General features: G+C 68.3%; 12 protein-coding genes and 2 pseudogenes. 8 read left to right on the top strand and 6 right to left on the bottom strand.

Features of this window, described 5'->3' with window-relative positions; all coding sequences use genetic code 11:
• Positions 1-19: 19 nt before the first annotated feature.
• Both OHB04_RS03335 and OHB04_RS03330 read left to right on the top strand, forming a co-directional pair.
• Positions 20-1021 carry an aldo/keto reductase gene (locus OHB04_RS03335; RefSeq protein ID WP_326806765.1) on the top strand — a complete coding sequence of 334 codons (1002 nt, stop codon included), beginning with the start codon at positions 20-22 and terminating at the stop codon, positions 1019-1021.
• 347 nt (positions 1022-1368) lie between these two features.
• Positions 1369-2238: a helix-turn-helix domain-containing protein gene (locus tag OHB04_RS03330; RefSeq protein ID WP_326806764.1), complete on the top strand. Its 870-nt coding sequence runs from the start codon at positions 1369-1371 to the stop codon at positions 2236-2238.
• A gap of 111 nt (positions 2239-2349) precedes the next feature.
• Here the strand turns inward: OHB04_RS03330 and OHB04_RS03325 are convergent, their stop codons facing one another.
• The gene (locus OHB04_RS03325; RefSeq protein ID WP_326686161.1) at positions 2350-2580 is read right to left on the bottom strand and encodes a hypothetical protein; all 231 of its coding nucleotides are present in this window, start codon (positions 2578-2580) and stop codon (positions 2350-2352) included.
• A 351-nt stretch (positions 2581-2931) separates the two neighbouring features.
• Between OHB04_RS03325 and OHB04_RS03320 the strand changes: the two are divergent.
• A pseudogene (locus OHB04_RS03320) lies at positions 2932-3384 on the top strand (helix-turn-helix domain-containing protein); the annotation flags it as partial.
• Positions 3385-3419: 35 nt separating this feature from the next.
• Here OHB04_RS03320 and OHB04_RS03315 read toward each other — a convergent pair.
• The 4 genes from OHB04_RS03315 to OHB04_RS03300 all read right to left on the bottom strand — a co-directional run bounded on the left by OHB04_RS03315 (position 3420) and on the right by OHB04_RS03300 (position 6960).
• Positions 3420-4289 carry a helix-turn-helix domain-containing protein gene (locus OHB04_RS03315; protein WP_326686160.1) on the bottom strand — a complete coding sequence of 290 codons (870 nt, stop codon included), beginning with the start codon at positions 4287-4289 and terminating at the stop codon, positions 3420-3422.
• Positions 4290-4470: 181 nt separating this feature from the next.
• Positions 4471-5169, bottom strand: a complete 699-nt coding sequence (locus tag OHB04_RS03310) for a type 1 glutamine amidotransferase domain-containing protein (RefSeq protein ID WP_326806763.1) — start codon at positions 5167-5169, stop codon at positions 4471-4473.
• Between the two features lie 20 nt (positions 5170-5189).
• Positions 5190-5582 (bottom strand): nuclear transport factor 2 family protein, encoded by a 393-nt coding sequence (locus OHB04_RS03305; protein WP_326806762.1) that lies wholly within the window; start codon positions 5580-5582, stop codon positions 5190-5192.
• A gap of 922 nt (positions 5583-6504) precedes the next feature.
• Positions 6505-6960 carry a MarR family winged helix-turn-helix transcriptional regulator gene (locus tag OHB04_RS03300; RefSeq protein ID WP_326686157.1) on the bottom strand — a complete coding sequence of 152 codons (456 nt, stop codon included), beginning with the start codon at positions 6958-6960 and terminating at the stop codon, positions 6505-6507.
• Positions 6961-7032: 72 nt separating this feature from the next.
• Between OHB04_RS03300 and OHB04_RS03295 the strand changes: the two genes are divergently transcribed.
• The 5 genes and pseudogenes from OHB04_RS03295 (at position 7033) to OHB04_RS03275 (ending at position 10993) form a co-directional block, all read left to right on the top strand.
• Positions 7033-7824 (top strand): SDR family NAD(P)-dependent oxidoreductase, encoded by a 792-nt coding sequence (locus OHB04_RS03295; protein WP_326686156.1) that lies wholly within the window; start codon positions 7033-7035, stop codon positions 7822-7824.
• Between the two features lie 287 nt (positions 7825-8111).
• A complete protein-coding gene (locus OHB04_RS03290) occupies positions 8112-9647 on the top strand; it encodes an aldehyde dehydrogenase family protein (RefSeq protein ID WP_326806760.1) in 1536 nt (511 codons plus the stop codon).
• A 27-nt stretch (positions 9648-9674) separates the two neighbouring features.
• Positions 9675-9842: pseudogene (locus tag OHB04_RS03285) on the top strand (aldo/keto reductase); the annotation flags it as partial.
• A gap of 105 nt (positions 9843-9947) precedes the next feature.
• Positions 9948-10196, top strand: a complete 249-nt coding sequence (locus OHB04_RS03280; RefSeq protein ID WP_326692572.1) for a zinc-binding dehydrogenase — start codon at positions 9948-9950, stop codon at positions 10194-10196.
• 212 nt (positions 10197-10408) lie between these two features.
• Positions 10409-10993 carry a TetR/AcrR family transcriptional regulator gene (locus OHB04_RS03275; protein ID WP_326686154.1) on the top strand — a complete coding sequence of 195 codons (585 nt, stop codon included), beginning with the start codon at positions 10409-10411 and terminating at the stop codon, positions 10991-10993.
• 10 nt (positions 10994-11003) lie between these two features.
• Here the strand turns inward: OHB04_RS03275 and OHB04_RS03270 are convergent, their stop codons facing one another.
• Complete coding sequence (locus tag OHB04_RS03270) at positions 11004-12704, bottom strand: FAD-dependent monooxygenase (protein ID WP_326686153.1); 1701 nt, start codon at positions 12702-12704, stop codon at positions 11004-11006.
• Positions 12705-12854: the final 150 nt, after the last annotated feature.

The following is a 12854-nucleotide window of genomic DNA, read 5'->3' as shown; positions in this document are numbered from 1 at the left end:
CTCTTCAACTGGAGTATTTATGGAATACACGCGACTTGGAACCTCGGGGCTCATTGTCAGTCGTCTTGCGCTCGGCTGTATGACTTTCGGGGACACCTCGAGCGGTTTCAGTAAATGGGCACTTGGCGAAGAGGAATCGGAGCCGATTTTCCGGCAGGCCGTCGAACTGGGCATCACATTCTGGGACACCGCCAACGCTTACAGCTTCGGCAGCTCGGAAGAGATTGTCGGGCACGCGATCAAGAAGTACTCGCGCCGCGAGGACATCGTGCTCGCCACCAAGGTCTTCTACCCGATGCACACCGGCCCAGGTGGCTCCGGAACGTCCCGCAAGGCGATCATGGAGCAGATCGACGCGTCGCTGACCCGGCTCGGCACCGACTACGTGGATCTCTACCAGATCCATCGCCTCGACTACGAGACGCCCGCAGAGGAGACGATGGAGGCCCTTCATGACGTCGTGAAGGCGGGCAAGGTGCGTTACATCGGCGCATCGTCGATGCTGGCGTGGGAGTTCTCCAAGCTGCAGTACACCGCTGACCTGCACGGGTGGACGCGGTTTGTGTCCATGCAGGACCAGTACAACCTCCTCATGCGTGAAGAGGAACGGGAGATGTTCGGCCTGCTCGCCGATCAAGGTGTCGGGAGCGTTCCCTGGAGTCCGCTGGCACGCGGTCGGCTTACCCGGCCATGGGGTGAGGAGACCCGCCGATCTGAAACCGACCCCGCATACGGGCGCCTTTTCGTCGAAGAGGAGTCGAATGGGAAGATCGTCAACGCAGTGCAGTCGGTAGCCCAGGCTCGCGGGGTGTCCATGGCCACGATCGCCCTCGCGTGGGTCCTGGCGAATCCAGTGGTCAGCGCCCCGATCGTCGGGGCGTCCAAGCCGCGGCAACTAGTGGATGCCGCCGCGGCTCTCGACATCACTCTGACGGACGAAGAGATCGCCGCGCTCGAGGAGCACTACACGCCTCGGCTGGCAACTGGCATGAGCGCCGCCGACCGTCCACCGGCGCGCTGATGGCACGTAACCCGCCCTGATCGAATCGCTGCTGCCGCCATGGACCGAGAGGGGAAGGACCCCGAACCGTGGCCGGTGGGCTACTGGCTGTCGCTGCAGGGGCCTGTACGTGTCGTCCAAGCCGCAAGGCCGAGTCCGCCAACGATCACCACGGCAGCGGCGATCGTCAGGCACTGAGCAGCCCGTGCCCTGGAGCCGGCGGCGAGCAAGAGTGCCGAAAGCGTCTTCAGGCTGGGCGCCGCCGACCTCTCTGCCGGTTTCGAACACTCGACCTCCAGGTGACGGCAGGGCTGGTGGTGGAGGGGCGTTTGGTGCGCGGGATCGCGGCAACGTGCCAAGCTGTGAGTATGCGACGCGATCCGAGCCTGGAGGAACTGGGGGCCTTCCTCAAAGCGCGCCGCGCACAACTGAGTCCCCTCGGGGTCGGGCTGCCCGACAATGGCGAGTCCCGACGTGTTCCCGGCCTGCGGCGTGAGGAAGTCGCTCAGATGGCCGCGATCAGTAACGATTACTACACCCGGCTCGAGCAGGGACGTGTCCAGGCATCGGCGGCCGTCCTCGACGTGCTCGCGCAGGTGCTCCGCCTCGACGGCGATCAGCGCGAGTACCTCCTGACCCTCGCGGGGAAGACGGCCTCGACCACCGTCGGCCGGAGCGTTCGCCAACGAGTCCAGCCACAGATGCAGCATCTGCTGGACGACCTCTCCCTGACCGCGGGCTTCGTCATCGGGCGCAACACGGACCTGCTGGCATGGAACGCCATGGCTGCCGCCCTGGTGATGGACTTCGGACGTGTCCCGGAGGAACAGCGGAACTACGTCCGCCTGGTGTTCACCGAGCCGGCCATCCGCGTGCTGTACCGGGACTGGGAGGACATGGCTCGCCTGGCACTGTCCCACCTGCGCATGGACAGCAGGCGGAACCCTGACGACTCTCGGCTGACCGCCCTCGTCGAGGAGCTTTCCGCGCTGGATCCGCAGTTCCGGCTGTGGTGGACCTCGCACGATGTCGCCGTGCGGGCCGGCGGCACGAGGCTGCTCCGGCATCCCGTGGCCGGCGACCTGGCCCTTGAGCGGTCCACATTCATGTGCGCCGAGGATCCCGAGCAGCAACTCGTCGTGTGGACCGCGGAGCCCGGAAGCCCGACGTACGAGGCTCTGTGCTCTCTGGCGTCCACGATCGAGAGGGCGCAGGGGGGACTGGACTGCGCCCCGTGACGCGTGCGCCGAGCAGGCAGAGCGGACCTGGGCTCTGAAGACGTGGTCTCCGCCGTCGGACCGGCGACGTCTGTTTCATGGCCGCGTCGGCACACGACTTGCTGTCATTCACTATGGAGTGCTCTGGAAGAGACGCTTGGCGTTCGCCGTCGTGAGCGATCGCCACGTGGTGCCTTCCGCCGGTGGCTCGGCGGCGTCGATCGCCGCGATGTGCGCGTCGGCCAGCGGGGACGGCGTCCAGCAGTAGTCGCTGCCGAAGAGCAGACGGTCCGGATCGACGAGCTTCAACAGTGCCGGCACCTGGCGTGGGAAGGCGGTGCCCGCCATGTCGTACCGCCCCACGGGTGGACGATCACCGTCATGTGCAGCGGCTGACCGGCACAGGTGGGTGGGGAGGCGACCGGGAGACGTGACATCGGTCCGCACTGGCTTCGCTCGCCTCCTCCGCCAGCCACATGGAACCGCGGAATGTGAGTGGTATTCGGAAAGCAAGCAATCCCGAACTCAGGGTTTGACAGCCCGCCTGCTCGGGTGACCGCTTTCCGTGGTCCGATTTTGCTCGCCAGCTATGTCTTCGACCCTGCCACCATCGCGTGAACCCGCAAGGGGGAGAATTCCACCCTGGGCAAGGCTTATCCAGGGAAGAATCCTTCCCCCTCCTTGCCAGGACGGGACGGTGCGAGACTGGCCGGTATGTCCAGCGACGCGCATCTGAACGAGCTGGGAGAATTTCTCAAGCAGCGGCGGGCCGAGTTGAGCCCACGCACCGTCGGCCTGCCCGACACCGGTGGCCCGCGACGTCTGCCCGGTCTGCGCAGGGAGGAGGTCGCTCCGCTCGCCACCATCAGCACCGACTACTACACACGGCTGGAGCAGGGCCGCATCCAGCCGTCCGCGCCGGTGCCGGCGGCTCTCGTCAGGGTCCGGCACCTGAAAAATGATCAACGGGACCACCTCTTCGAGCTGGCCGGCCGCAGGGTGGCACGCCCGCGCCGCCAGGCCACACAGAAGGTGCAACCGCAGCTGCGCCGCCTGCTTGACGGTCTCACCGCGGCCCCCGGTACGGTGATCGGCCTCCGCATGGACAGCCTGGCGTGGAATCCGCTCGCAGCCGCCCTGCTCACCGATTTCGCGAAGGTGCCGGAGACGTGACTCCGACCACGGTGACCCTGGGAAAGGGCTCACCCGACGGAGCCGGACTCCGTCCGCTTCTGGTCCGCTGCCCAGGACGCCAGCAGACGCAGTCCGTCGTACGAAGGGGAACCGGGTGCTGCGGTCCACACGATGATGTGCTGCTCAGGATCCGTGGCACACGTGAGCGTGTCCCAGTCGAGCGTCAGCTCCCCGACCACCGGGTGACGAAGCTTCTTGGTGCCCTTGCCCCGCGCGGCGACATCGTGCTCGGTCCACCACCGCCGGAACTGCGAGTCGCGGGCGGAGAGCTCTTCGACCAGATCGGTGAGGCGCTGGTCGCCGGGGTAGCGCGCGCTCTCCATACGCAGCTGCGCGATGGCCAGGCGGGTGACCTCTTCCCAGTCCGCGTACAGCTCGCGCATCCACGGTTCGGCGAACAGCAGCCGGACGAACACGCGCTCCTGCTCCGGGTAGCGCCCGAAATCGGTCCACAGGGCGGCGGCGAGCTGGTTCCAGGCCAGGATGTCGGTCCGCCGACCGATCACGAACGCCGGAGTGGCGGTGAGGTCGTCCAGCATGCGCCGCAGCTGGGTGTCCACCTGCTGGCGATCATGTTGCCTGGACGGGCGCACCGTCTCCCTCGCCGCGAGCTCGAACATGTAGACGCGCTGGTCCTCGTTGAGGCGGAGCACTTGGGCGATCTCGTTCAGCAGGGGACTCGACGCTTGGAGACGGCCCTGCTCGATCCGTGCGTAGTACTCGGTGCTGATCGCGGCGAGTAGGGCCACTTCCTCGCGGCGCAGACCCCGCACCCGCCGCCGCTGGCCGCCGCGCAGTCCGACCTCCTCGGGGCTGAGCTCGGCACGGCGGGCCTTGAGGAACTCGCCCAGCTCGTTCAGGTGCGGGTTGCGGTTCATGATCTCCAGCGTCGCACAGAGGACCGGAGCTGTGAGGGGGAAGGATTCTTCCTACCTTGCGCTTGGCCAGCATGGAGAAAACATGTAGTTTCCACCCTTATATCCGCACGCAGCGAGACTCGGCGGCCCAGTCCCGCACGCTGCGCGTCATGGGCCGCCGAGTGAGCGCACCGCTGCGGCGTCAGCTCAGTGCCTTGAGCAGTTCCTGGGCCAGCGGAACCGCCGAGCCCGGGTTCTGGCCGGTGAAGAGGGTGCGGTCGACCTCGACGTACGGGGCGAACGGGTCCGTCTCGCGGTAGTCCGCCTGGAGCTCGTTGACGAGACGGTCCTGCAGTAGCCACTTCGCGCGGTCCGCGAGCCCGTTCTGCTTCTCCTCGGCGTTGGACAGACCCGTCAGGCGGTAGCCGGTGAACGGAGATGTCCCGTCGGGGCCGATGGTGGCCAGCAGCGCGGCGGGGCCGTGGCACACCAGGGACACCGGCTTGCCTGAGGCGAGCCACTTGGTGAGCAGCTTGCCGGAGGCGGCGTTGTCGGGCAGGTCCTCCATCGGGCCCCAGCCGCCAGGGTAGAAGACGGCCGCGTAGTCGTCGATGTTGACGTCCTCGATGCGCAGCGGCTGTGCCAGCTCGGTCGCCTCGCGCAGCGCGGTCCACATGTGCTGCGCGCCTTCCTCACCGCCGTTGAACTCCGGGCTGAGGCTGAGCGCGTCGGCCGTGGGCGGCACCCCTTCGGGTGTCGCGGCGGCGATCTCGTACCCGGCCTCCTTGAAGACCTGGTACGGGCCGAGCGCTTCTTCGGCCCAGAAGCCGGCGGGCTGCCGGGTTCCGTCGGCCAGCGTCCAGTGGTCGGACGCGGTGATCACGAAGAGGATCTTCGCCATGGGGAGCTCCGGTGGTGGTCTCAGTCCTTGAGGGCTTGCTGGAGGATGTGGCTGTCGGCGGCCTGCCGCATCTCTACGGCCTTGCCGTCGCGGACGGTCCACAGGTGGATGAACCGGACGTCGGCCTTCTTCCCGGTCTTGGTCTCGGCGTGGTAATGGCCATATACGAAGACGTGGCTGTCGTCGTCCGCGTAGAACTCCTCGGGCACAGCACCGAAGGACTCGTAGTTCGGCATCATTGCGCCGAAGAAATCCTTCGCCGCGCTGTCCCAGCCGTGGTACACGCCACTGTTCGGGAAGCCCGGGGCGATGTCCCAGACGAGGTCCGGCGCCATGATCTCGGCGGTCACTTCCGGGGCCATTCCGGATTCGTAGAGCCGGCGGACGAGGGCGAGGTGCGGGGAATCGGACATGGTTCTCCTCGCGGAGTGGGAATCGGATGGAGGCCCTGAAACGGAGCATGGTGAGGCGGCTTCCCGAATTCCGTGCTCGCCGTGTGATCAAGCATGGCATCGGAAGGGCGCCTTGTGAGGGGGAAGACTTTTTCCCTGGCATGCCACTTTCCGGGTATCCGGTTCAGCCCTTGGCAGCGAATGAAAAGGGCAGGCCGCTGGTGCCCAAAGCCATGTGGGCGCTGCGATGATTATGTGGGCGACGGGATCAGCCCTCGGAGACGTTCCACAGTTCGCTGAGTTCCGCCCAGTCCGGTGCCGGGCCCTGCAACGCGGTGGGCCCGTCGGCGGCCGGCGTGCGCAACCCCCGTCAGGCGCTGAAGACGGCCGACTTCGTGTTCATGATCCCTTCGGCATTCCACCCGGAGGAGGACACCTTCGCGATCAGGGCGCTCGCAGCGGCCCACCATGTGGGCGCGCACGTGGTTCGTGTACCTGTCCGCCCTCCACCCGCACACGGGTGTTGTGCGCGAAGGGCCACGGCTCGGCGGCCTGCGAACTGGCGGGACGGCCCGTCCCGCTCGCCGAGGCCGTGCGCGCACGAGGAGTCGACCTTGAGGTGGCGAGGGCCGCGGACTGGGCGGAAGCGCCGCTTGCGCCCGGCGTGGCCGACTCTCCCTCCCGGGCATCGGACATGCAGGTGGCAGGACTACGACCACCACGGCCTGCGCGGCAACAGCAACGTTCTGCGGATGCTGCTCGCCGTGAACCCGCGTCCTTCGAGCAAGTGGCCGCTGCCTTCGCGGCTGGCTGAGCGGTGCCGCAGGCGGGCGGAACCCCCTGGCGGCCGACGCACGATGCGCCGAGACCGAGAGGGAGGAGTCAGCGTGCGCCGCGCCCCGCCGAGGCCACCCCGACGCGCAATCACGGCCGGCCGACGGGCTCAGGCGTCGCGCACCGTCTTGCTCACACGGTCGAGCAGCGTCCGCAGCTGCGCGCTCTCGTCCGGTCCAAGGCCCTCGGTGATGTGGCGCTCGATGTCGGCGATCACCTGGTCGGCCGCGCGCAGCGCCTCCCGTCCGGCATCGGTGAGGTGCAGTTCCTGCACGTGCCGGTGACGGGGGTGTGCGCGCCTCTCCAACTGCCCGCGGCCCTCGAGGCGTGCCACCAGTGAGGCGACAGCCTGGGGGGTCACATTGAGGCGGCGGGCCAGCTCGGCGCCGGCCAGCCCTGGTTCGCTGTGCACCGAGATCAGGAGTGTGTAGTGCGCGGCGGCCATGCCCAGTGGGCGCAGCCGCTGTTCCTTGAGTGTCTGCAACGCCAGTTCCGCGCGGCGCAATGCCCAGGTCACCCGGTCAAGCGCGCCGAGCCCGACAGGCTCCTCGTCATCACGTAGCACCCGCCAAGGGTACGACACTTCATAACAGTCAAGCGTTTGACATGAAGCTAACGCTTGAGGCACGCTCGAGGTATGACTCGCCCGATCGCTCTCATCACTGGCGCGTCCTCTGGCGTCGGCGCCGAATACGCCCGTCTCCTGGCGGACGACCATGACCTCGTCCTGGTGGCGCGCCGCGCGGACCGGCTCGGCGACTCCGCAGAGGAGCTCCGCGCCCGGGGTGCAGCTGTGGACGTACTGCCCGCTGATCTTGGCACCCATGAGGGCATCACCACTGTCGCCGATCGCCTGGCCGCAGGGGACGTGCGCCTGCTGGTCAGCAACGCCGGCGCCGGCGGCTACGCCCCGCTCGTCGATGTCGACCCCGCCGACATCGACCGCCTGCTCACCCTCAACGCCGTAGCCCCAGTTCAGCTGGTCCGCGCCGCGCTTCCCGGAATGCTCGGCGCCGGAGAAGGCGCGATCATCACTGTGGCCTCGCTGCTGGCCTTCAGTGGGGGTCTCGAGGATCCCCGCGCACCCCGACGCACTCTCTACGCGGCGGCGAAGGCCGCCACCGTCGCCTTCACCCGGACCCTCGCAGGTGAGCTCGCCGACACGCCCATCCGTACGCAAGTGCTGCTGCCCGGCGTCGTGGCCACGGAGTGGAACGAAGGCGCCGGCCGTGACATCCCCTGGGCGATGGCCCCGCAGGACGTCGCTGCGGCCAGCCTTGCCGGCTTGCGTCTGGGGGAGACCGTCTGCACGCCTGGTCTGGAGGGCCAGGCCGCAGCCCTTGATGCCTTGCTGGCCGCGGAGTCCGCTCTGGTCACCGGCGGGAACCAGCCCACGCCTGCGGCTCGCTACCACGGCCCGCAGGCGTAGAGCGGGCGCCTCCTCGGCGCTGCCCCGACCCTGCCGTGGGTCACCTTCCGACGGCTGCGATACGTCCGCCCGCCGAGGGCGCTTTCCGGATATGCGGCTACCCGTGCCCAACTGCCAAACGGTTGGCATGGCACACGTTTCTCAATGATCTCGTCCGCGCGGTCCTTCATGTCGGTCCGCGCCGACTGCAGTCCAGCGGCCGCTCGTGCCGAAGACCACGTCCGCCACCTGCCCTCACCCACGGGTGCGGCTTACGCGGGCGGGCGTAAGAAAGTAGGGGAAGGCTTATGACCGACAACACTCCGACGATCACGCGTGACGGCGCCATCGCATACGACGCGACCGAGATCGTCACCATCAGCCAGGCCACCGGAGCCGAGTTCGCGCGATACCCCGTGGCCGGCAAGGAAGAGACGGCCGCGGCCGTCGCCGCCGCACGCTCGGTGACCGGGACCTGGTGGGACCTCGGCTTCGAGGGCCGCGCGGAGCGGCTGCGCGCGTGGCGGCGGCAGATAGCCCTGAGTGGCGAGGAGGGCGCCGCTCTCATTCACGCCGAGAACGGCAAGCCCCTCGACGACGCCCGCGTCGAAGTGCTCGGGACTCTCGAGCACCTGCAGTACGCCGCTGACAACGCCGCGCGCGTCCTGGAGCGCCGGGAGGTCCCGGCCGGCCCCACCACGCCCAACCAGCGTGCGTGGGTCGAGTACCAGCCCTACGGCGTGGTCGGCGTCATCGGCCCGTGGAACTTCCCCCTGCTCACCCCCGCGGCCATCCTCGCCGACGCGCTCGCGGCCGGGAACGCCGTCGTCCTCAAGCCCAGTCAGATCACGCCCGGCGTCGCTGAATGGCTCATCCGGACCTGGCAGCGTGCCGTTCCGGACCTCCCCGCCGTCCTGCAGAACCTGAACGGATACGGGGCCACAGGGCAAGAGCTCATCGAGGCCGGCCTCGACAAGCTCGCGTTCACGGGCAGCGTCGCCACGGGCAGGACGGTGGCCGCCCAATGCGCTCAGACCTTGACCCCCGTTCTGCTGGAACTCGGCGGCAAGGACGGCGTCATCATTGCCGAGGACGCCGACCTGGACGAAGCCGCCGCTCACATCGTGTGGGGCGCCATGCAGAACACCGGGCACGGTTGCATCAGTCTCGAAGTGGCCTACGTCGTCGAGTCGGTGCACGACGAGTTCGTCCAGAAGATCAGCGAGCTGGCCGGGCAGGTACGCGTCGGCAGCGACGAGGATGCGGAGATCGGGCCGGTTCCGCTGCCGAGCCAGACCTCGATCATCTGGAAACACATCCAGGACGCTCTGGAGCGCGGAGCGACAGCCACCGTAGGCGGCCTCGACGCGGTGGGTGACCGCTATGTCGCGCCCACCATCCTGGTCGGAGTGGCCCCCGACGCGCTCGCGGCGACGGAGGAGACGTTCGGGCCGACACTGGCGGTCATCAAGGTCGCCGACGCCGATGAGGCCGTCGCTCACATCAACGCCGGCCGGTACGGGCTGGGCAGCGCAGTCTTCAGCCGCGATCGCGGCGAAGCCATCGCCCGTCGTCTCCGCGTGGGAATGACCAGCATCAACGATGCACTGGTGTTCTCCATGAACCCCGCAGTGCCTTTCGGTGGTCGCGGCGACAGCGGTTACGGGCGCAAGCAGGGCGAAGAGGGACTGCGGGAGTTCGCCTACGCGCACTCCTTCACCGCTAAGACCGGCCCCGCCCGGTTCTCCGCCTCGACCTTCGGCAGGCCCGCGGGTGCCATGGCGGGAGCCCTCGCTGGCGTCCGTAACAGGATCCTGGCCGAGAGCGGCGAGAAGTCGGACTGATTCAACTCACGGGCATGGCTGGTCCGACCCGGGACCGGCCGTGCCGTACTGCGCCGAGCCGTAGAGCTGGGCGTCAACCACATCGACACCGCCGACTTCCACATCAGCTCCGGTGGTGTGGTGCGCGCGAACACTCTGATCCGCGAGGCTCTCCATCCCTACGCGTCCGACCTGGTCATCGCCAACCTGGGCCCTGGCCAACCCCGAGATCGACGAGCGGCAAGCGCTGGCTCCCCTGATCCACCATGAACCGCACCTGGGAATTCGTGACCGACCGTTCCCGCAGGCCACCGTCGCGGCATTCCAGCGCAGGGCCCAGACCGGGATCGAACTCCTCGGCGGCGAGCCCGGCGCCGACCTCGGCACCGAGATCAGGGATCGGCCGCCCGCCTGCGGCTCGCGGAAGTTGCGGCAGCAGGACAACTGCGCATCCTGATCGCGTCCAGCTGCCCGCTGCGGGACGCCGCCGCAGCCCATCGCGAGAGTATGGCCGGCCACACCACCGGAAAGATCGTCCTGGTGCCGTATCCCAGCTGCGTGAGCCCTTGAGGACTCACTTCAGCTGCTCGCCCGCGCGATGACCCCTTCCAGCCCGCGCCGCCTTCTGCGCGCGGAACGCGCCGCCTCTTCCTCGGCAAACGATCTCCAGGGACTCTTCGCCGGGACCCGATGGTCACAGCACTCCCTTCTCCTCAGCCGGGCGGGGCCTGCCGGGTGTCTACACTCACGTGAGATGTAGTGAACTCATGGGAGGAGTCGGGATGCCGCGGAACCGCCAACAGATCCCCCGGGAGGAGCGCACGGGTGATCTGCTAGCCGCGGCCACCGAGCTCTTTCTCCAGAAGGGCTACGCCAAGACCACGATGGCGGACATCAGTTCCGCCGTCGGCGTGGCCCGGGGCAACGTCTATTGGTACTTCGACTCCAAGGACCACATCTTCGCCGCCGTCATGAACCGCCTGCTCAGTCGCGAGATCCGCATCCTCAACGAGGAGCAGGCCGGTGCCGACCCACTGAGCCGCCTCGTGCGCGGGCTGTCCGACATGCGCTATTCCCGGCCGCTGCACCAGGCCATGCACGACCGGCTTCCCCATTCGGAGGCAGTCCGCGAGGCCCACGACTCCTTCCTGAACTGGATCGTCGGACTGGTCGACGAGCTCATGGCCGAGCGCGGTCTCGATCGCGATCCAGCCGTCGATGCCGCGCTCGTCCGCGATGTCGCGCTCGCCGTGTTCGAAGGGGCGAACGTGCCCAACGACCGGAACAGACCGGCCCACGAGATGATCCGGTTCCTGATGGAGTCCGTCATGGCCAGGAGTGCGGGGGCCAAGGGGCGGGAGCGCTGAGCGCGGCACCTCAGACGAGGTGAGCCCCGACTCCCGTTGATACCGCTCGCGCCGCTCCGGGCGCTTTCGCGTCCGGAGTCCGGACCGCCGCCCCGCGCAACATGTCGAGCACGGCGACGGGGTCCGCGGGAGCCTGCCGGCCCCGCCAACCGACGTGACCGTCCGGGCGGACGAGCACCAGTGGCCGCTCGTACAGTTCCGCGGCGGCCGGGTCGGCGAGGCGCAGCACCGTCAATGGCACACCACACCGGCGCGCGGCCTGCACCAGAGGCGTCGGGTTCGCGGAACCCGAGACCACGAGCGTGAACCCGCGCCTGAAGTGGTCGAGCACCGAGCTGCCGTCGGGCAGCCAGACGTGCGGTGCGCGGCAGCCGGGCCAGGTCGATGGTACGTACTCGTCCGGCTCGTCGGGTGGTTCCGGGCTGCCGTCCGGTACGCAGATCGGGGAGCCGCTGTAGCGGTAGCCGAGCTGGACGCCCGTGCAGCGGAACTCCTTGGCGCGGGACCGGCGGATCTCCTGGCCCATCTCACGTCGGACCTGTTCGCCTTCCGCGTCCATGCGGTCGAGCACTGGATCGGGGACGAGCCGCGCGTCGGCCCTCCAGTTGCTGGAGGCTTCCGTGACGTTGCGGACGGCGATCGGCCGCCGCTCCTGTTCGTAGCTGTCCAGCAGCGCCGGGCCTCCCCATCCTTGGAGGGTCGCGGCGAGCTTCCAGCCGAGGTCCACGGCGTCGCCGATCCCGGTGTTGGCGCCGAAGCCCCCCTTGGGCCACAGCAGATGCGCCGCGTCGCCCGCGAGGAACACCCGCCCCGCACGGTAGGTGCGGGCCACGACGCAGTGCCCGCTCCAGGGCTGCGCTGCGAGGACCTCCACGTCGATCGGCGCACCGACGGCCTCGCGTATCCAGGCGACCGCGTCATCGGGGTCGGGCTCCTCGTCCAGGTAGACCGAGAGGCGCCACTCGTCCACACCGTTGACCACCGTGATGTACGGCCTGCGCGCCGACGACAGGGTGTGGATCTGCACCGCGGGGCCGTCCAGCCGCTCCCGCAGCAGGCCGAGCAGTTGGGGCGCACGGAAGTGCACAGCGAAGTTGTAGCCCTGCGCGAACATGCCCTCGAACTCGATGCCGAGCTCCCGACGGATGCCGCTGCGGCCTCCGTCGCAGGCCACCAGGTACGTGCCGGCCAGCTTCTCGGTGGCACCGCTCGCCATGTCGCGCACCACGGCCAGGACACCCTCGGAGTCCTGCTCCATCGTCTCCAGGCGGGTGCCGTACCTGATCTCGACTCCTGGCAGTTCACTCGCCGTGCGTGCGAGCAACGGCACGAAGGAGAACTTGGACAAGAAGGCGGGACCCTCCGGCGTCAGCGAGGTGTACACGCCCGAAGACCGGTTGGTGACCCCGTAGTCGAACTCGGTGAGGACGCTCCCCGTTGCGGAGGTGGCGAACACCGTACGGTGCGGGTAGTCCGGGGGCGGTGCCGACTCCGTGCGTGCCTCTTCCGCGCAACCCCAGCGCCGAAGGTGTTCCATGGTGCGCGAAAAGATCGCCTCGCCTGCTGGAAAGGGCACGCGGCCGTCGCCCTGATCGATCACGGTGACCGGTACACCACGCCACCCCAACTCGGTCGCGAGGGCCAGGCCCACAGGCCCCGCTCCCACGACCAGGACGCGCCGAGATCCGGCTCTCTCGTGCTGGTCAGACATCAAAGATCTGCCTTCCTGAGCAAGGGGCGGACCGCTCATGACCCGAACTCTTGAACCGGGGTCAGAGTCGCATGCGCATGCCGCTGCACGGAAGACCTGGAAAAACACAAGACTTTTGAGGGGTCATATGCGGTGCTACGCTCGTCTTGG

The organism is Streptomyces sp. NBC_01775 (genome assembly GCF_035917675.1).
Classification (GTDB): Bacteria; Actinomycetota; Actinomycetes; order Streptomycetales; family Streptomycetaceae; genus Streptomyces.
The sequence above is the reverse complement of the archived record's forward strand: the minus strand, read 5'-3'. Positions and strand labels throughout refer to the sequence as shown.